This window comes from Patulibacter minatonensis DSM 18081 (assembly GCF_000519325.1).
GTDB lineage: Bacteria > Actinomycetota > Thermoleophilia > Solirubrobacterales > Solirubrobacteraceae > Patulibacter > Patulibacter minatonensis.
The window spans coordinates 1,883,144-1,901,236 of sequence record NZ_KI912613.1; the positions used below are offsets into that span (position 1 = coordinate 1,883,144).

The following is an 18,093-nucleotide window of genomic DNA, read 5'->3' on the forward strand; positions in this document are numbered from 1 at the left end:
CGTACCATGAGAGGGGTGACGATCGCCTACAGCGGGCCGCTCCGCGACGAGCGCCTCGCCATCGAGCTGCACAACACGGTCTACGCGGCGGGAGGCGCGGGTGTCGACGCGCTCGACGACCCGGCGCAGACCGGCGCATGGCTCGCCGCGATCGCTGCCCGCGAGGAGCTCGCCGAGCTGCCCGACGGGCCGGAGCCGTCGGTCGGGGAGCTCCGCGGGCTCCGCACCGCCGTCCGCTCGCTCGTCGCGTCGGTGGCGGACGGCGCGGCCATCGACGCGGAGGCCGCGGCGGTCGTCAACGCCACCTGCGCCGCCGCGCCCGGCGTGCTCCGGCTCGAGCTCGGTCCCGACCGCCGGCCGGTGCGCGGCACGGCGTTCGGCGGGGCGACGCGCTCCGACGTCCTCCTCGCCGCGATCGCCGCGGACGCCGTGGACCTCCTCACCGGGCCGCTCCGGGACGAGGTGCGGGTCTGCGGCGCGCCGGGCTGCGTCCTCGCGTTCGTGAAGACCCACCCGCGTCGGTCGTGGTGCTCCAACGGCTGCGGCAACCGCGCCCGGCAGGCCCGCCACTACCACCGGGTCCGGGGCGAGCAGGAGACCTGACGGCCCGTCTACGGGTTGAAGCGGGAGAGCTCTCGCGGGCCCCACCGCAGCGGGCTTGCGCCCGGTGCGTGCGTCACGCGCGTGAGGGCGACGTCGACCACGCGGCGTGCGCCGGGGATCGTCGCCGCGCGCTCGGGCGACCAGTCGATCGTGGCCGTGCCCTGCAGCTGCAGGAGGTCGCCGGTGGCCCAGTCGACGACGAGCAGCCCGACGCGCGGGTCGACGGTCAGGTTGCCGAGCGTCATGAACATCGAGTTGCCCTGGTAGTCCGGGAAGGACAGCGAGGTAGGGCCGGTCACGGTGACGAACCCGGGGTTCCCGCCGCGGTGGGAAACGTCGACGCCGGCGTCGACGTTCGTGCTGGCGAGGAAGAGCGCGTCGGTGCCCTCGAGCAGCCGGCGGTCCTCGTCGGTCAGGACGTCGGTGTCCCGGCGCGGGCCCGGGGGTGTCGCGAGGTCCGCGTGATCGGGCTCGCGGGTCGAGATGTACTTCGGGCAGTTCGAGAAGACCTGTCCCGTGGTGACGAGGACGCGGTCGCTCTCGCGGCGGGCGGCGCCGTTGATCCGGACGCGGCGGCGGGTCGCGGGCTCGATCGCGATCAGGCCGACCTCGGCCGACGGGCGCCCGAGCGCCGCGGTGACCGGGTCGCCGGCAGGCGGCAGGCGGTCGAGGACGAGCGTCCGGTCGCCCGCGACCCGCACCACCCCGGGCGGGCCGCTCAGGAGCGACGCGACGGGGTGGCCGGTGTCGTCGGTCGTCGCGATCACCACGAACGGCTGGGCCTCGAGGAACGCCGCCGCGACGTCGGGGACGTCCTCGCGGATGCTCCGCGCGACGCGGGCGGCGACCTCGTCCTCGCCCGCCCGTCGCTGCACCTCGAGCTCGCCGGGGTGGAACGCGAAGGTCATGGGCTCAGAAGAAGCCGCAGGTGGGGACGGCGGCGTCGGGGGCCTGCGCCTCGGCGTCGGCGCCGCGCGGGGCGTAGATCTCGAGCCGGGTGCCGTCGGGGTCCTCGAAGAAGATGCCGCCGGAGGACACGCCCTCGCCGTGGGGGACGATCCCGTCGTGGTGGAGCTTCGCGCCGGCCGCGCGGACCCGCGCCTCGGCCGCGCGGACCCGCGCCTCGGCCTCGCGCACCTGCTCGATGTCCTGCACCTCGAACGACAGGTGGTGCAGCCCCGGGCCGTCGGCGGCGAACGTGCCGGTGCTCTGCTGCCACAGCGTCAGCGCCAGGCGGCCGTCGTCCGCGAGGAACGCGAAGCGCCGCTCCGGGTCGGACGACTCCTGCGCGACCTCGAAGCCGAAGACGTCGACGTAGAAGTCGCGGGAGCGGTCGAGGTCGGTGACGTTCAGGCCGACGTGGCCGGTGGGGAAGCTGCTCATGGGCAGGACGGTAGTCCCGCTGACCTAACGTGTCAAGCGTCTTTTATCCGTTAGGTGGAGCTCCGCGTTCCGGGCTCCAGCAGGCGGCGGCAGAACGACGACGGCCCGGGGGAGCCCGGGCCGTCGATCACACCTGCGTGGGGAGCGGCGTGCGCGCCGCCCCGGGGGTTACTCGTCGTCGTCCGCGTCGGACGCCGACTCGAGCCAGCGCTCGAGCGCGTGGCCGCCGGCGGACGTGAGCTGCCCGTCCTGATCGACCCAGTCGCGGACGTGGAGCGCGAGCCCGAGGGCGTGCGCGTTGCGCGGCTGGGGGCCCATGCCCGTCTGGGTGGCGAGGGCGACCTCGCCCGGCTCGACCGTCCAGCGGCCGGAGTCCAGTGCGGCGAGCGCCTGGCCCTGCTCGGCGGTCGGCACGTCGAGCGGGGACGGGACGCCGTCGGCGATCGGGGCGTCCGTGACGTCGTCGGGCTGCAGGTCCGCGGCCATCGGGCCCGGCGCCGGGTCGTCGGCGCCGGTCGTCTCACCCGGCATGCCGCCGGCGAACGTGCGGCGGAGCCACTCCCCGGCCTCGTCGGCCATCCCGCGGGCGCGGTCCGGGTCGAGCCCGTTCTGCCGAGCGAGGCGCTCGAGCTCGCCGAAGTCCGTCTGCGACAACCGCTCGGCGGACTTCGTGACCTCGGCCGCGATCGAGCGCAGCGTCTCCTCGAAGGACTTCGGACGGTCGTCGTCGCTCATGGGTGGATGATGGCACCCCGACGTGTGGGCGGGATCAACTCGGCCCGTTTGCAGGCCGTTCTGCGGAGGACGTGCGGCCGCCCCGTCGACCGGCCGGTCCGCGGCCCAGGACGCCGTCCACCCGGAGCGGTCCGAACGACGTCGATCCGGAGGCTCAGGCCGGCTTGCGGCCCACGATGACGTCGTAGTCCACCGAGCCGCCGTCCATCAGCAGGCGGTGGCGGAAGGTCTCGGTGTGGACGACCTCGGTCGGGGCGTCCTCGCCGGACACGGCGTTCAGCGCGATCTGCGCGCCGCCCCACTCGGCCACGAGCGCGGTGGTGGCGGTCAGCGCGATGAACGAGCCCGGGGGCAGGAGGCCCCAGACGCCGATCAGGCGCTCGATCGGGATGTGCCCCGGGCCGAGCGCGGCGGCGCAGGTCAGCGCGTTCAGCTCGTGGCGGCGGATCGCGGCGCCGATCTGGTCGAACGCATCGGGCGTGCCGTCATCGATGACGTACTCGGCGTACAGACCGGGGCGGTCGCGCTCGGCGGCGGTGCGGGCCTCCACCAGCGCGTCGCTGGCGACCGGGACGCGGAAGCCTGCGTCGCGCAGCCCCTCGCCGATCACGCCGTTGCCGGCGCCGACGTCGAGGACGCGGACGTCGCCCGTCTCGATCCCGGCCTTCCCGACGGCGTCGGCCAGGCGCGAGACGATGGTCGCAGGCGACGCGCACTCGAGCTGGCGCTGCACGACCTCCTCGTAGAGGCCGGGCACGTTGTAGACGAGGTCGTAGTCGTGCAGACGGATCCGCTGCTCGGTCCCGTCGGGCCGGCGCACGAGGAAGGTCTCCTCGTCCTGGTCGGCGCCCGCCGTCCGGTCGAGCTCGACGGTGTAGTCCAGCGCGGTCCTGGTCATGCGTCAAACCTCTCATCCTCGGCGATCCCGTGCGCCGCGGTCACAGCATCGGCGGGGTGACCGCACGCCGCGACCGCCCGATCCCACCGCCGATCCCGCGCGCCGGGACGGCCGGGGCACTAGCCTCCCAGGGCGTGTCGTCCGCACCCCCAGACGATCCGTTCGTGCGCCGCCGCATCCGCAGGCCACCCGGCGAGGAGCTCGCCGCACGGCGACGGCGCGCCGTGCTCTTCGGCGTCGTCGGCTTCGTGCTGTTCGTGATCGTCCTCCGCGCCGTGGCGTGCGGGGGCGACGACGAGAAGGCGGCGAAGAAGGCGCCGGAGACCGCGACGCAGCGCCTCACCCGATCACTGAGCTCCACGCAGCTCGTCGGCCAGACGATCGTCTCCCCGTTCCGGAACGCGGGTCCGGGCGAGATCCCGCCCGCCATCCGCTCCGCCATCCGGGCGGGTCGGATCGGTGGCGTGATCCTGTTCTCCGAGAACGCGTCCACGGTCGCCGACGTCCGGCGGTTGACGGACCGGCTGCAGCGGATCACCCGGCCGGGCGCGCTGAACGGCGTCCCGCTGCTCGTGATGACCGACCAGGAGGGCGGGCAGGTCCGGCGGATCACCGACGCGCCGCCCCGGACCTCCGCGCGGGCGCAGGGCGCCGCCGGCGTCGGCGTGATCCAGCAGCAGGCCCGCGCGAGCGCGACCGCCCTCTGCCGCGCGGGCGTCAACGTCACCCTCGGCCCGGTCGTCGACAGCGGCACCGGCGTGCTCGCCACGCAGGAGCGGCTGTTCGCCGCGGACGCCCCGACCGTCGCCCGGTCGTCCCGCGCGTTCATCAACGGTGCGCACGAGTCGGGCATCGCCGTCACGGCCAAGCACTTCCCGGGGCTCGGCCGGGCGCAGGCGGACACCGACGAGACGCGGGTCCGGGTCGACGCGTCGCTCGACGTCCTGCGGTCCCAGGACGAGGTGCCGTTCCGGACGGCGATCGGGGCCGGCACGGATCTCGTGATGCTCTCCAGCGCGATCTACCCGGCGCTGTCGCCCGCGCCGGCGGTGCTCTCGCCGCCGGTGGTGCAGAACGAGCTGCGCGGTCGGCTGGGGTTCAAGGGCGTGACGATCAGCGACGACCTCGAGGCCGGGGCGTTCGCGGGCGCGTCGTCGCCCGCCCAGGTCGCGCGGGCCGCGTCGCAGGCCGGCGTCGACCTGCTGCTCTACGGCACGACGACCGACGCGGCGCTCGCGGCGTCGCGCGCTCTCACCGCCGACCTGCGCGACGGTCGGCTGCAGCTGAACGCGCTGCGGACGTCGGTCGTCCGGTCGCTGGACCTGCGCGCGCGCCTCGCCCGCAGCTGCCGGCCGGCGGGCTGAGCCACCCGTGCCGACGGCGGACGAGCTCCTCGGCGCCGGCGTGGTCGACGACCTCGTGGGCTGCCTGGAGCGGGCGGCTCCCGGGGTGCGTGCCGACGCGGTGCGCCGCGCGGCGGGGGCCCTCGCGCCGCTCGCGTTCGGGCAGCGGGTGACGGCCGTCTCCGACGCCGTCCTGCAGGACCTCCCCGACGACGTCCCGGCGTTCGCGGCCGTGCTGCGCCGGGCGCTCGAGGACCCGTCGTTCTCCGGCTGGATGATCTGGGCGGTCGCCGACGCCGCGAGCCGCCGGGCGGTCGACGCGCACGAGGCGTCGGGCGGCGACGCCCTGACGACCGGCCTGGACCTGATGCGCGAGCTGACGCCGCGCCACTCCGCCGAGGCCGCGATCCGCCGGCTCCTCCAGGCGGACGCCGACCGCGCGCTGGCGCTCGTCACGGGCTGGACAGGCGATCCCGACGAGCACGTCCGCCGGCTGGCGAGCGAGGGGACGCGCCCGTTCCTGCCCTGGGCCCGTCGCGTGCCGGCGCTGCTCGGGCGTCCCGGCGCCACGGTCCCGATCCTCGACGCGCTGCACGACGATCCCTCCGCGTACGTGCGCCGGTCGGTCGCCAACCACCTCAACGACCTCAGCCGCGTCGATCCCGCGCTCGCCGTCGCGACCGCCACGCGCTGGCGGGACGCCGACCCGGACGGCACCGCGTGGGTCGTCCGCCACGCGATGCGGACCCTCGTGAAGGCCGGGGACCCGGGGGCGCTCACGCTGCACGGCTTCGCGGCGCCGGGCGACGAGCTCGTCGTCACCGGGCCGGACCCGGCGTCGGACGCGGTGCGGATGGGGGAGGACCTCGTCTTCGCGGTCCTGCTCGAGAACCGCGGAGACACCGAGCTGCGGCTGGCGATCGACTACGTGGTGCACCACCGCAAGGCGAACGGCGCGCTCGCCCCGAAGGTCTTCAAGCTGACGACCCGGACGCTCGCGCCCGGCGCGACGGAGACGCTCACCGGCCGCCGGCCGTTCCGCCCGATCACGACCCGCACGTACCACGCGGGCGAGCACGCGCTGGAGCTCCAGGTCAACGGCCGCCGCTACGGGCGGGTCCCGTTCGACCTCGTGCTCTGACGCGGGCGAGCTCCGCCGCCCGCTCCCCGGCTCGGGACGGGGAGCGGACGACGATGTCGAGCGCGGCGCCGGCCCCCGATGCACCGCGGAAGAGGAGATCGGGGGAGACCACCGTGGTGCGGGGCCGGAGCCGCTGCGATCGACGAAGGGCACCTACCCCGTACGTGCGCGCGCAATCATCGGCGGCGGGAATCCGTCCGCGTCGTGCGCGGTGCCGGCGCGGCGGGACGCCGGTCAGGTCACGGCCCGCAGCGCCGCGGTGACGGCGGCGGCGACCACGACGCACACGAGGATCGAGCTGCCCCGCAGCGCGACGACACCGCCCGCGGCGACGCCGACGGCCTCCACCCCGACGCCGAGGTGCCCGTCCTGCCCCGCCACGCCGGTGACGACGAGGGCCGCCAGCAGGGTGGGGGCGAGCAGGGCGATCACGCCGGTGGCCCGGTCCGGGAGCGCCCGCCCGCCGAGCGCCACGGGGCCGACGCCCTTGATGGCCGCGGTGACGACGGCGCAGAGGACGATCAGGAGCCAGGGGTCGACGCTCATCGGGGCGCGTCTCCGCGGGTCCGCAGGCCGATCAGCGCCGCGAGGCTCGCGGCCAGGACCGGGGCCCCGGGCGGGGTGATCGGGATCAGCGCCAGCGCGATCAGCGCGCCGCCGGCCGCGACGCCGCGCCCGCGACCGGAGCGCAGCTCGTGGATCAGCAGGACGAGGAAGAAGGTCGGGTAGACCGCGTCGAGGCCGAAGCGGTCGGTGTCGCCGAGCGCCCCGCCGGAGAGGGCGCCCAGCGCGGTGCCGAGCAACCACGCCACGTACTGGATCGCCGTGGAGCCGAACAGGAACGACCGGTCGAACGTCCCGTCGGGCCGCGCGGCCATCGCCCACGACGCGTCGACGACCGCCTGCCCCTCGAGCCCGCGCCGCACCGGGCCGCCCGCCAGCGACGGGCCGAGCGCGATCCCCATCGGCAGGAACCGGGAGTTCACGAGCACCGCCGCGACGACGGCGGACCCCAGCCCACCGCCGGCCGCCACGATCGACACCGCGGCGAACTGCGCCGACCCCGCGAAGACGATCGCGGACATCACGATCGCCGCGACCGCCGGGAACCCCGTGTCGACCGCGAGCGCCCCGAGCGACACGCTGAGGAGGAACGACGCGGCCGCGAACGGCGCTCCGGCCCGGAGCCCCGTCCGGAACGTGGCCCGGTCGATCGTCGTCGCCGGTCGGGCGTGCTCCGGTGGGTGGGTGTCCGTGTCCTGGTGGATCAGCCGATCATCCTCGCGGCGGCGAGCCGCGTCGCGGGCCGGATGCCACGCGCTGGACCGCACGGGATCGCTCGAGCCCGGGTGTCCGCTCAGGAACTCCCACGCGGATCTCAGGGAAACCCCAGGCTCGGCGCCGATGGTGGAAGCAGCCGCAGGGACGCCCCTGCGGCGGGAACGAGCACAGGAGCAACCATGACCCCGCGCATCCGCAAGGCCGCTGCCGTCGCCACGTCCGTCGCCGTCCTCGGCGCCGCCGGCATCGGCGTCGCCAACGCTGCCGACAGCTCGACGTCCACGACGTCGACGTCGACCACCACCGCCGGCGGACCCGGCCGCGACCACCGCGGCCCCGGCCCCCGCGCCGACGAGCTCGCGAAGGTCGCGAAGACCCTCGGCGTCACCGCCGCGAAGCTGCAGGCCGCCGACGAGGCCGCCCGTCCCGCCAAGGGCGACCGCCCGGCGAAGGGCACCGATCCGCGTGCCGCCGAGATCGCGAAGGCGCTCGGCGTCGACACCGCGAAGGTGCAGGCGATCCTCGACGCGAACCGGCCCACCCCGCCCAAGGCCGGCGACCGCCCGGCCGCGCCGAAGGCGGGCGACACGCCGCCCGCCCCGCAGGCCGGAGACACCCCGCCCGCGCCGAAGAGCGGCGACAAGCCCGACGGTGGACCGAAGAGCGGTCCGGGCCACGGCGGCCCCGGTGGTCCGGGCGGCGCCCGCCCCGACGACACGAAGCTCGTCGCGGCCCTCGCGAAGGGGCTCTCGATCGACGAGGCGAAGGTGAAGTCCGCCCTCGCCGACGTCGCCGCCGCCCACGAGAAGGACCGCGCCGCGAAGGACGCGGAGCGCTACGCGGCGATCGCCAAGACCCTGGGCCTCGACGCGAAGGACGTCCAGGCCGCGTACGAGGCCGCGCGCCCGGCGAAGCCGACGAAGTAGGACGCCGGTCCCGTCCGCCCCAGAGGCGCCGCGCCCGCCCGCCCGGACCGCACCGGGCGGGCGGCGTCGCGGCCCGCGCCGGCGACGGACCATCCGTCCCACCGGCCCACGCCGGGCGCCGGGGCGTCTACCCTGCCGTCGGTGCCGACCCTGCCTCCACCCGCGGACGTGACGCCGCCGGTCCCCGTCGTGCGCGCCGCCGCCCCGGCGGCGACGCCCGAGCTCGGCGCCCTCCGCCGCGCCGCCGTCGAGCGCGCCCGCCGAACCTCTCCGGCCGGGACCGCGCTGCCGGACTTCGGGCTCCCCGCCGTCCCGCGGGCCGTGACGCCCGCCGCCGCGGCACTCGCCGTCACCACGCCCGCCGACCCGCTCGACGACCCCGTGGACCCGCCGTTCCCGATCACGACGCCGTCGCGGGACACCGGGTCGACGACCGCCCTCGTGGTCTCGGCGACCGACGCGCTCGCGCACGCCGGGTCCGGCCGGAAGGTCTGGCGCGTGCCGGTCCAGACGACCTGGTCCGCGCAGCCGATGATCCTGATGGTCCTCGAGTCGGTGGTGCGCGACGGGCGCCGGTGGCTGCGGGTGCGGCTGCCGACCCGCCCCGCCGGGCAGTACGGCTGGATCCCGTACGACCACACGGTCGTCGGGCAGGCGCACTGGTGGATCAACGTCAACCGGGCGCGTCGCCTCGTCCGCGTCTACCACTACGGGCACCGGGTGCGGCGGTTCCGGGCGGTCGTCGGCGCGCCCAGGACCCCGACGCCCAAGGGTCTCGCGGCGATCTACGAGCGCAACCGCCAGCCCGACCCGAAGCAGTTCCTCGGACCCTGGGCGGTGGCGCTGACGCTGACGTCGAAGGTGCTCCAGGAGTTCGACGGCGGGCCCGGCCGCATCGGCATCCACGGGCGCGCCGGGGCGAGCCTCGCCGACCCGATCGGCACCGCGCGCTCCCACGGATGCGTCCGGGTGGACAACGACGACATCACCTGGGTCGCGAAGCGCCTCCCGCAGGGCACGCCCGTCCTCGTCCGCTGAGCGGCCGGGCGGCCCCCCGGGGCCGGGCGGCTGCGGGTCGGTCGCCGACGTGCGGCGGGCCCGCCCCTTCCGCCCGGCCGCCCCGTGGGACAGACTGCGGTGATGGCCCTCGACGCGCCCCACCGCGGACTCCTCGGCGACCCCGGCCGTCCGGCGGGGATCGCGCTGCCGCCCGACGCGCTGCCGCTCGTGCTCGGCGGGCGGGTGCGCAAGCGCTGGCGGTACGTGGGGGCGTACGGGCCGGGCCTGTCGGTCTGCGTCGGACTGGTCCACATCGGCCTCCTGACCCAGTCGTTCTGGGCGGTCTGGGACCGGTCCGAGGGCCGGCTCCGCGAGCGCACGCGACCACGCCGCGGAGGCGTCCGCCTGACACCGGGGGAGGTCCGGGTCCGCGACGGCGAGGTCTCGATCGACCTGCGCCTCGGCGAGGACGCCGTCGACGCGGTCGAGACCGTCACCCCGTACGGCCCGGCCCACGCGTGGACGCTGAAGCGCGCGGGAGTCCCCGTCGAGGGCGTCGTCCGGATCCGCGAGCGCGAGCTGACCTTCGACGGGCTCGGCGTGGTCGACGACTCCGCCGGCTTCCCTCCGCGGCACACCTCCTGGCGCTGGTCCGCCGGGGTCGGGACGGACAAGCGGGGCCGCGCCGTCGGCTGGAACCTCGTCGACGGCATCCACGACGACCCCGCCGCCAGCGAGCGCTCCGTCTGGGTCGACGGGCGCGCCGTGCACACCGGGCCGGTGCGGTTCGCCGACGACCTCTCGGGCGTCCGGTCGACGGACGCGACCGACGACGCGGCGCCGGCACCCGGGAGCGGCGCCCCCGGGGCGGAGGGTCGGGTCGACCTGGCGTTCCGCGGCGAGTCCACGCGGGCCCGGCGCGACAACCTCCTCGTGATCCGCTCGAGCTACGAGCAGCCGTTCGGGTCGTTCTCCGGCGTCCTCCCCGGCGGGGTGGAGCTGGTCGACGCCCACGGGGTGATGGAGCGCCACGACGCCGTGTGGTGACCGCGCCCGCCCGTCTGTCAGCGTCCCCGGCATGAGCCTCATCGCCGTGACCGGATCGACGGGCGCCCTCGGCGGGCGCGTGGCGCGCCGCCTGGCCGACCGCGGCGTGCCGCAGCGGCTCGTCGTCCGCGACGCCGCCCGGGCCCCGCGGCTGGACGGGGCCGAGGTCGCGGTGGCCGCCGGGTACCACGACCACGCCGGCATGACGACCGCGCTGCGGGGCGCGGAGACGCTCTTCCTCGTGTCGGGCCGGGAGGCCGCCGACCGCGTCGACGAGCACCGCAGCGCGATCGACGCCGCCGCCGAGGCAGGGGTGCGGCGGATCGTCTACACGTCGTTCCTCGGCGCCGCGGACGACGCGGTCTTCACGCTCGGCCGGCACCACGCACAGACCGAGGCGCTGGTGCGCGACCGCGGGCTCGCCTTCACGTTCCTGCGGGACTCGATGTATCTGGACTTCGTGCCGTTCTTCGCGTCGGCCGCCGGCGTGATCGCCGGGCCCGGCGGGGACGGGCGCGCCGCGTACGTCGCACGGGACGACGTCGCCGCGGTCGCCGCGGCGGTCCTCGCCGACCCCGACGCGCACGACGGGCGGACCTACGACGTCACCGGCGACGAGCGGCTCGGCCTCGCCGAGGCGGCCGCGGTCCTCACCGAGGTCACCGGCCGCGCGGTGCGCTACGAGGAGGAGACCGAGGCGGAGGCGTACGCCTCGCGCGCACCGTCGGGCGCCCCGGACTTCGAGATCGAGGGCTGGGTGACCTCCTACCAGGCGATGGCCGCCGGGGAGCTCGACGTCGTCACCGACGTGGTGGAGACGATCACCGGCCGTCCGCCGCTCCGGCTCCGCGCGTTCCTCGAGCAGGACCGGGAGAGCTGGGCCCACCTGCGCGGCTGACCGTCGGGCCGGACGCCGGGCCCGACCCCGTCCCGCGGACGGGCCTCAGCGGCGGCGCGACGGCCGCCCGTCGACGCGCCGGCGGAGCTCCTCGTTCTCCTGCCGGAGCGCGAGCGCCCCGCGTCGGAGGGACTGCAGGGCCTCGCCGAGACCGCGTGCGGTCGCCATGTCGCGCTGCCGCTGGATGCGCAGCGCGGTGACCTCGCGACGCAGCGACTCGACCTCCTGACGCAGGGCCTGCACGGACGTGGCCTGGGGTGCGATGTCGGCGCGGTCGGGGACGACCGCGAGCGGGACCTCGCGCCGGCCGACGTGCTCCGTGGTGTCGATCAGAGGGGACATGAGGCGGGCAGCATTCTCCCTCGCGCGGACGCTGTCAACCCTGATCGTCTCCGGCGTCCTCCGGGGCGTCGGTGCCGACCCCGAGCTCGTGCGCGCGATCCTGCGGCGACGCGACCCGGGTGGCCCCGGCGTCGTGCCCGCGGAGCACCGTCGCGATGTCGTGGAGGTTGCCGATGATGTCGAGCAGCTGGTCGGAGACGAACCCGACGTCCGCCCCGCCGGCGTCCATCGCCTGGACGAGGTCCTGGCGCGAGGCGTAGAGCTGCTGGATCACGTCCTCGGTGATCCAGTCCGCCAGGGTGTCCCGCGCCACGGCCGGCGCCGGGCCGCGTCGCGGACGGCTCTCGGGCTCTTCGTGCGCGGGGTCGGCCATCGACCCGAGTATGCCTGAGCGGTCGAACGCCGTAAGCCGGGGTGATCGGACGTCCAGTCGCGAGCGCGCGTTCCGTCCACCGGTCGGTCGTCCGCGACGGCGCGCGCCGCCGCGGACGACTGGAGCGGGGGTGGTCCGCTAGAGCGTCTTCCGCAGGTACGCCGAGACGTCGGCCAGGACCTCGTCCTGGTTCGTCTCGTTGAAGATCTCGTGGCGGGCGCCGGGGTACGACTTCTGCTCGAGGTTGCTCAGACCGAGGCCCTCCATCGCCGCCTTCGAGATCTCGTACGGCGCGAGGGGGTCCTCCTCGCCGTGCAGGTAGAGCGTCGGGACGTCGCCGATCGGGTCGGCGGCGGCGATGACCTCCACCGCGGTCTTCAGGGACAGCAGCGTCGGGCGGATCAGCGGACCGTGGTAGATCAGCGGATCGGCGGCGTAGGCCTCGCCGACGGCGTCGTCGCGCGAGAGCATGCCCGGATCGATCGGCACCTCGGGGATCGGGTCCATGTCGAGCAGCGCGAAGATGCCCGGGTTGCCGCCGACGACGGGGCCGGAGAGGACCCAGGCGTCGGCCGGCGTCAGCCCGCGCTGCATGGCGCGGGTCGTGATCAGCCCGCCCATCGAGTGGCCGAGCGCGACGACGGGCACGCCGGAGAACTCCTCGCGCGCCGCGGCGAAGACCGTCGCGTAGTCGTCGACGAGGACCTCGAGGTCCTCGATCAGCCCGGGCGTCCCGTCGGACAGGCCGTGTGCCTGGTGGTCCGGCGCGACGACGACGTAGCCGTCGCCGTTCAGGTGCTTGGCGACGTGGTCGTAGCGGGCGGCGTGCTCGCCGATGCCGTGGGCCAGCACCACGAGGCCCCGGACGTCGCCGTCCGGGGTCCAGCGGTGCACCACGATCTTCCCGTTGGTGCCGGTGGTGTCGGTCGTCTCGTACGTCATGTGGTGGCGGCCTTCCTCTTCTCGTCGACGCGGCGCGTCGTGGTCAGGATCGTGTGGGCGACGAGTGCGGGGTCGTCGAGCATCGGCACGTGCCCGCAGCCCGGCAGGCGCATGAGCTCGACGGGCCCGATGTTCTCGAGCAGCGGCCGGCCGTAGCGCCCGAAGGGCAGCACGCGGTCGCGGTCGGCCCAGCCGATGGTGATCGGGTAGTCGGCGTCGGTCTCGCGCGGCGGCAGCGGCCGGTCGTGCACGATCCAGTCGAGGAACCCGTCGACGATCGAGCAGGCGCGGGCGTCCTCGAGCAGGTCGCGCGCGTCCTCGTACGACACGCGGTCGCCGCGCTCCGCGACGGTGCGCAGGCCCATGCGACGGGCCCAGGCCTGCTTCAGCAGGCGGTCCGAGAGGCCCGGGGTGCGGTGGGCCATCGCCACCGACTGCCGCATCATCTTGACGACGCGGTCGAGCTCGCGGCGCCCGTTCCAGCCGCCGGCCGGGGAGACCGCGACGACCGAGAGCGCCCGGCCGCGCCGGCCCAGCTCGAGCGACAGCCAGCCGCCGAGGGAGTTGCCGGCGATGTGCGCCTTCTCGATGCCCTGCTCGTCGAACTGGCGCTCCATGTCGTCGGCGATGGAGTGGATCGAGATCTCGTCGTCCGGTCCTGGGTGGACGCCGCCGGCGTGCCCGAGGAGCGACGGCGCGAAGACGTCGTGCTCCTCCTCGAGGGACGGCAGCAGGTGCCGCCAGACCCGCCAGGATCCCGTGAACCCGTGCAGGATCACGAGCGGCGACCCCTCGCCGCCGCGGTGGAACGGGGGGATCCCGTCGCTCATCGGCGGACCTCGGCCCGGGCGTCGGTGCCGCCGAGGGCCAGGACCTCGTCGAACGCCTCCGCGAGACATCGGCGGAGGGTCTCGGGCTCGGCGATCGCGGCCTCGTCGTGGTTGACCGTGACGCAGCAGGTCTCCCAGTGGCTGACGAGCACGATCATCGCCGCGCACCCGGGCAACGGACCGAACGCGTAGAACCGCAGGGCCTTGGCCCCGGCGATGAAGACGTCCTCGTCCGGGATCCCGGGGATGTTGCTGACCTGGACGTCGCTGCCGGCGGCGACCTGGGCCACGAGGCGCGACAGGAGCGGGCCGGGCAGGCGGGCGAGCACGGGCGCGACGCTGTCGATCGCGTCCAGCGCGACCTCCTTGCGCAGCGCACCGACGACCGCGCCGACCGCGTGCATCCGCTCGGCCGGGTCCGCGATCGTCAGCGGCCCGGCGAGCCGGGCGCCCGCGAAACGCGACGCGGTGCTCGCATCGCCGGGCTTCGGGATCGCGATCGGCAGCGCGATCGGCAGCGACTCGATCGGCGTCCCCGTGGCCTCGTGGTACCGGTGGAAGCCGCCGAGGACGGCGGCGAGGTACGCGTCGTTCAGGGTGGCGTCGGCCGCCCGGGCGGCCGCCCGGAGTCCGGGAAGGGGCAGGTCGAGCGCGAAGAACCGCCAGTCGCCGCTGCGGTTGGCCAGGGCCGGCGACGGCGGGGCGGCGACCGGGCCGAGAACCCGCCGCAGGGACCGCACGTACCGGGCGCTCTCGAGGACGGTGCGGTCCGGGCGCAGCGCCTTGTGGCCCATGCCGGGGAGCCGCATGATCCCGCGCGTGAGGGTAGCGGTGTCGCGCCGGAACGCGGTCACCAGGGCGCTGGTGCGCGCCACGGGGAGCGGCAGCGGCTGCGGCTTGTCCCGGGTGGGCTCCCGCTTGCGCGAGTGCATCTTGCCGAACAGCTGCATCCCCGACCGGCCGTCGAGGATCGCGTGGTGCATCTTCAGGACGTACGCGGCGCGCCCGTCCTGCAGGCCCGTGATCAGGGTCGCCTCCCACGGCGCGCGGTCGCGGTCGAACGGGGCCTGGGCGATCGCCGCGACGCGGTCCATGACGTCCTGCCAGGTGCCCCCGTCGAGGTCGGAGCGGAACACGTGGTGGCGCAGCTCGAACCGGGCGTCGGTGACCCACGCCGGATAGCCGAGCCGCCCGACGTCCACCCGCTGGCGGAACCGCGGGACCATCCGGCTGCCCCACTCGTGCGTGGACACGAAGCGCGTCCACTCCGGGGCCACGTCGAGCTCCTCGACCGCGATCACGGTCGAGTGCAGCAGCGGATCGGCCTCGGCCCGCCAGAGCACGGCCTCCATCGCGTTGAAGTCCGAGAGCCCCCAGTCCGGTGGCGTGTCGTTCGTGGTGCTCATGCGACGGCGTGCCTCTCGCTCTCGGGGGCGCTGCGGCCGAGGCCGCGGCAGGGATCCGCGGAGCCGGTCGTGGTGCCCCGGGAGCCCGCCCCGAGGACGGCGACGCGCCCGATCCGGTTCACGCGCGGTCCCCGACCGGCAGGCTCACGTGCGCGGAGGCGGGCCAGTGGTCGAGGGCGTCCTGCATCAGGTCGCGGACCTCGTCGCGGTGGTCGCCGACGGTCTCGGGACGCCAGCCGGCGGTGTCGACGGGCGGGAGGACGATCGCCTCGACGATCCCGGGCCGGATGACCTGCGCACCGCGCCACTGCACCTGGTCGATGCCGCGGAAGACGATCGGGACGACCGGGACCTCGGCCTGCATCGCGATGTGGAACGGCCCCTTCTTGAACGGCGCCATCCGCGGCGTCGGGGTGCGCGTGCCCTCGGGGGAGACGACGACGGACGTCCCCTCCTTCAGCCGCTGCACCAGCGGCTGCATCTTCTTCTGCGCCGCCTCGCGGTCGTTGCGGTCGATCAACGCGATGCCGGCGAGCTGGAAGAGCTGGCCGAACATCGGGACGTTCTTGGCCTCGGCCTTCGCCACCCCGGTGAAGTCCTGGCGCAGCAGCTTGGCGACGACGATCGTGTCGATCTTGCTGCTGTGGTTGAAGACGAACAGGCACGGGCGCGAGTCCCACAGGTGCTCGGCGCCCTTCAGCACCCGCACGTCGACGCCGGCGGCGGCGAGGCTGACGTCGGCCCCGACCCCGAAGGCGATGTCGAGGAACGACCGCCTCGAGCGACGCGCGAGGCCGATGCCGCCGGCGACGCCCATCGCGCCGGCGAAGCTGCCGTAGAACGCGGCGGTCCGGACGGCGTCCTTGATCGTCGCGCGCGGCGTCGGGTCGACGCAGTCGAGGACCGGCCAGCCCTCGCGGGCGGCGGCGCGCCGGAGGTCGTCGTCCGGGGCGATCGCGGCGGACGTCGCGCACGCCAGGAGCATCGGGACGTCCTCGCCGCCGTTGGAGTAGCCGAAGGTGTCGTCCATGTCGCAGCCGAGCTGCTTGGCCAGCCCGACGATGCGCGCCGCCTTCTCGGGGCCCCACACCGGGTCGCCCTCGGTGCGGCCGGTCAGGAGCCCGTCCTCGCCGACCTGCACCGCGGTGCACAGCACGTGGTCGAACTCGAGCGCCTTGGCGATCGGGGTGGTCTGGAACGGCAGCGCCGACGACGCGAGGACGAGCGTGTGGCCCATCCGGCGGTGCGTCTCGAGGATCTCGTACGTCTCGCGGCGCAGGCGGCCCGCGGTCTCGTGCTTGAACAGCGACGCGCCGGTGGCGTAGAGCTCGGCCTCGGAGAGGCCCTCCCACCGAGCGAGCGACGAGTTCAGGAAGGCGATGAACGACTCGGCGTCCTTCAGGCCCTTGCGGGCGGCCTGGACGAGGGAGGCGATCTCGGCGGGCCCCATCTGCCGGTTCTTCAGGCGGTCGCGGTAGAAGTCCGCGGCGGAGAAGCCGTCGATCAGGGTGCCGTCGTAGTCGAAGACGGCCATGACGGAGGGCCCGCGCGGGGCGGCCTCGATGCGTTCGACGAGCTCAGCGGTGGTCGTCACGCGGCACCTTCTTGTGTCGGATCTTCGTCATCGGACGCTGCTCCCCGAGACCCTCGTCCGCCCGGTCCGTCCCTCCGCGAGGTCGGGGACGTCGGGCTCGATGGCGTCGGACACGGCGGTGCGGGTCCCCGACCGGGGGTCCCGGCACGGCCCCGTCGAGGTTAGGGCCTGGGCCGCGCGCGGCCATCCCCCTGCGGCGGCGATTCCATCCCCCGAAGGGGTCGGCAGCGTACGCCGGGGCTCGCGGGGCGCGTGCCGGAGATCCCCCGTCACCACTGAGGATCCGGCGTCCGAGGCACGTCGTTCACCGGACGATCACGGGTCCCGCGGGGCACGGCGGCGGCACCCCCGAACGGGTGGCCGACGCGGGCGGCGAACGGCCGCTGCGGGCGCAGGACGTCGCGCACGGGGTACGTTCCCGTCGTGAGCACCACGTTGCCCCCGTCCGTCGAACTCCGCGAGGTCGGGCCGCGTGACGGCCTGCAGGTCGAGGAGCCCAAGTCCGTCGAGGAGCGCATGGGTCTCGTGCGCGCCCTCGCCGCCGCCGGCTTCTCGGCGATCGAGGTCGGGTCGTTCGTGTCGCCCAAGGCCGTGCCGGCGATGGCGCAGAGCGCCGAGGTCGTCCAGGCGTGCAAGGAGCTCGGCGGCTTCCGGGTCGTCGGCGTCGCGCTGAACGGCCGCGGGGCGACCGACGCCGTCGCCGCCGGGGTCGACGAGATCACGGCCGGCGTCTCGGCGTCCGAGGGCTACAGCCAGAGCAACACGAACATGTCGATCGAGCAGGCGCTCGTGCACGTCGAGAAGATGTGCGAGGTCGGGCGCGACGGCGGCGTGGCGGTCGATCTGATGATCTCCTGCGCCTTCGGCTCGCCGTACGAGGGCGAGATCGCGCCGTCCGAGGTCGCGAAGGTCGTGCAGCTCGCCCGCGACGCCGGCGCCACCACGATCTCCCTCGCCGACACCACCGGCATGGCGACCCCGCGCGGGATCGGCGAGCTCCTCGAGGAGGTCGGCACCGACGTCGGGATGCACTTCCACGAGACCCGCGGCACGGGCCTGGCGAACGTCTACGCTTCGCTGCTCGGCGGCGTCACGCGCTTCGACGCCTCCGTCGGCGGTCTCGGCGGCTCGCCGTTCGCGAAGGGCGCGGCCGGCAACGTCGCCACGGAGGGCGTCGTCAACCTGCTCGACGACCTCGGCGTCGACACCGGCGTCGACCTCGTCAGGCTGCTCGACGCCGCGACGCTGCTGCACGACCTCGTCGGCCACGACCTGCCCAGCCCGGTCTTCAAGGCGGGACCGCGGATCGCGGCCTGATCCGGCCCGACCGCCCGGGGTCGTCCGCCGGGGCG

At 75.3% G+C, this 18,093-nt stretch carries 20 protein-coding genes; 8 read left to right on the forward strand and 12 right to left on the reverse strand.

Going from position 1 to position 18,093, the window contains the following annotated elements; all coding sequences use genetic code 11:
* Positions 1 to 15: 15 nt before the first annotated feature.
* Positions 16 to 603 (forward strand): CGNR zinc finger domain-containing protein, encoded by a 588-nt coding sequence (locus tag PATMI_RS0108580; RefSeq protein ID WP_051471232.1) that lies wholly within the window; start codon positions 16 to 18, stop codon positions 601 to 603.
* An 8-nt stretch (positions 604 to 611) separates the two neighbouring features.
* Here the strand turns inward: PATMI_RS0108580 and PATMI_RS0108585 are convergent, their stop codons facing one another.
* The 4 genes from PATMI_RS0108585 to PATMI_RS37335 all read right to left on the reverse strand — a co-directional run bounded on the left by PATMI_RS0108585 (position 612) and on the right by PATMI_RS37335 (position 3,619).
* A complete protein-coding gene (locus PATMI_RS0108585; protein WP_026910598.1) occupies positions 612 to 1,511 on the reverse strand; it encodes a pyridoxamine 5'-phosphate oxidase family protein in 900 nt (299 codons plus the stop codon).
* A gap of 4 nt (positions 1,512 to 1,515) precedes the next feature.
* Positions 1,516 to 1,986, reverse strand: coding sequence for a VOC family protein (locus PATMI_RS0108590; protein WP_026910599.1), 471 nt, complete (start codon positions 1,984 to 1,986; stop codon positions 1,516 to 1,518).
* Between the two features lie 168 nt (positions 1,987 to 2,154).
* A complete protein-coding gene (locus tag PATMI_RS0108595; protein WP_026910600.1) occupies positions 2,155 to 2,721 on the reverse strand; it encodes a hypothetical protein in 567 nt (188 codons plus the stop codon).
* Positions 2,722 to 2,875: 154 nt separating this feature from the next.
* A complete protein-coding gene (locus PATMI_RS37335; RefSeq protein ID WP_051471233.1) occupies positions 2,876 to 3,619 on the reverse strand; it encodes a class I SAM-dependent methyltransferase in 744 nt (247 codons plus the stop codon).
* A 164-nt stretch (positions 3,620 to 3,783) separates the two neighbouring features.
* Between PATMI_RS37335 and PATMI_RS28535 the strand changes: the two genes are divergently transcribed.
* Positions 3,784 to 4,983, forward strand: coding sequence for a glycoside hydrolase family 3 N-terminal domain-containing protein (locus PATMI_RS28535; protein WP_051471234.1), 1,200 nt, complete (start codon positions 3,784 to 3,786; stop codon positions 4,981 to 4,983).
* A gap of 7 nt (positions 4,984 to 4,990) precedes the next feature.
* On the forward strand, positions 4,991 to 6,103 hold the full coding sequence (locus tag PATMI_RS0108615) for a DNA alkylation repair protein (protein ID WP_026910601.1): 1,113 nt from the start codon (positions 4,991 to 4,993) through the stop codon (positions 6,101 to 6,103).
* 234 nt (positions 6,104 to 6,337) lie between these two features.
* Here PATMI_RS0108615 and PATMI_RS0108620 read toward each other — a convergent pair whose 3' ends face one another.
* A complete protein-coding gene (locus PATMI_RS0108620; protein ID WP_026910602.1) occupies positions 6,338 to 6,649 on the reverse strand; it encodes an AzlD domain-containing protein in 312 nt (103 codons plus the stop codon).
* On the reverse strand, positions 6,646 to 7,434 hold the full coding sequence (locus PATMI_RS36570; RefSeq protein WP_211241718.1) for an AzlC family ABC transporter permease: 789 nt from the start codon (positions 7,432 to 7,434) through the stop codon (positions 6,646 to 6,648). Before PATMI_RS36570 ends, PATMI_RS0108620 begins: the two co-directional genes overlap by 4 nt.
* A gap of 129 nt (positions 7,435 to 7,563) precedes the next feature.
* Between PATMI_RS36570 and PATMI_RS36575 the strand changes: the two genes are divergently transcribed.
* The 4 genes from PATMI_RS36575 to PATMI_RS0108645 all read left to right on the forward strand — a co-directional run bounded on the left by PATMI_RS36575 (position 7,564) and on the right by PATMI_RS0108645 (position 11,254).
* A complete protein-coding gene (locus PATMI_RS36575; protein WP_026910604.1) occupies positions 7,564 to 8,310 on the forward strand; it encodes a hypothetical protein in 747 nt (248 codons plus the stop codon).
* A gap of 141 nt (positions 8,311 to 8,451) precedes the next feature.
* Positions 8,452 to 9,348, forward strand: coding sequence for a L,D-transpeptidase (locus tag PATMI_RS28540; protein ID WP_245604138.1), 897 nt, complete (start codon positions 8,452 to 8,454; stop codon positions 9,346 to 9,348).
* A gap of 102 nt (positions 9,349 to 9,450) precedes the next feature.
* Positions 9,451 to 10,356 carry a DUF2804 family protein gene (locus PATMI_RS0108640; RefSeq protein WP_026910605.1) on the forward strand — a complete coding sequence of 302 codons (906 nt, stop codon included), beginning with the start codon at positions 9,451 to 9,453 and terminating at the stop codon, positions 10,354 to 10,356.
* Between the two features lie 31 nt (positions 10,357 to 10,387).
* Positions 10,388 to 11,254, forward strand: coding sequence for an NmrA family NAD(P)-binding protein (locus PATMI_RS0108645; protein ID WP_026910606.1), 867 nt, complete (start codon positions 10,388 to 10,390; stop codon positions 11,252 to 11,254).
* Between the two features lie 45 nt (positions 11,255 to 11,299).
* On the opposite strand, the gene PATMI_RS0108650 is transcribed toward PATMI_RS0108645, so the two are convergent.
* The 6 genes from PATMI_RS0108650 to PATMI_RS0108680 all read right to left on the reverse strand — a co-directional run bounded on the left by PATMI_RS0108650 (position 11,300) and on the right by PATMI_RS0108680 (position 16,741).
* Positions 11,300 to 11,596, reverse strand: coding sequence for a hypothetical protein (locus PATMI_RS0108650; RefSeq protein WP_026910607.1), 297 nt, complete (start codon positions 11,594 to 11,596; stop codon positions 11,300 to 11,302).
* Positions 11,597 to 11,630: 34 nt separating this feature from the next.
* Entirely contained in the window at positions 11,631 to 11,969 is a 339-nt protein-coding gene (locus tag PATMI_RS0108655) for a hypothetical protein (RefSeq protein ID WP_026910608.1), read from the reverse strand.
* Between the two features lie 138 nt (positions 11,970 to 12,107).
* On the reverse strand, positions 12,108 to 12,911 hold the full coding sequence (locus PATMI_RS0108660; RefSeq protein ID WP_026910609.1) for an alpha/beta hydrolase: 804 nt from the start codon (positions 12,909 to 12,911) through the stop codon (positions 12,108 to 12,110).
* Positions 12,908 to 13,741 carry an alpha/beta fold hydrolase gene (locus PATMI_RS28545; protein WP_051471235.1) on the reverse strand — a complete coding sequence of 278 codons (834 nt, stop codon included), beginning with the start codon at positions 13,739 to 13,741 and terminating at the stop codon, positions 12,908 to 12,910. The genes PATMI_RS0108660 and PATMI_RS28545 overlap by 4 nt, the downstream gene beginning before the upstream one ends.
* On the reverse strand, positions 13,738 to 15,147 hold the full coding sequence (locus PATMI_RS0108670) for a wax ester/triacylglycerol synthase domain-containing protein (RefSeq protein ID WP_026910610.1): 1,410 nt from the start codon (positions 15,145 to 15,147) through the stop codon (positions 13,738 to 13,740). Before PATMI_RS0108670 ends, PATMI_RS28545 begins: the two co-directional genes overlap by 4 nt.
* A gap of 118 nt (positions 15,148 to 15,265) precedes the next feature.
* Positions 15,266 to 16,741 carry an HAD-IB family hydrolase gene (locus PATMI_RS0108680; protein WP_026910611.1) on the reverse strand — a complete coding sequence of 492 codons (1,476 nt, stop codon included), beginning with the start codon at positions 16,739 to 16,741 and terminating at the stop codon, positions 15,266 to 15,268.
* A gap of 423 nt (positions 16,742 to 17,164) precedes the next feature.
* Here PATMI_RS0108680 and PATMI_RS0108685 point away from each other — a divergent pair, with 423 nt between their 5' ends.
* Complete coding sequence (locus PATMI_RS0108685; protein ID WP_051471236.1) at positions 17,165 to 18,058, forward strand: hydroxymethylglutaryl-CoA lyase; 894 nt, start codon at positions 17,165 to 17,167, stop codon at positions 18,056 to 18,058.
* The last annotated feature ends 35 nt before the right edge of the window (positions 18,059 to 18,093 follow it).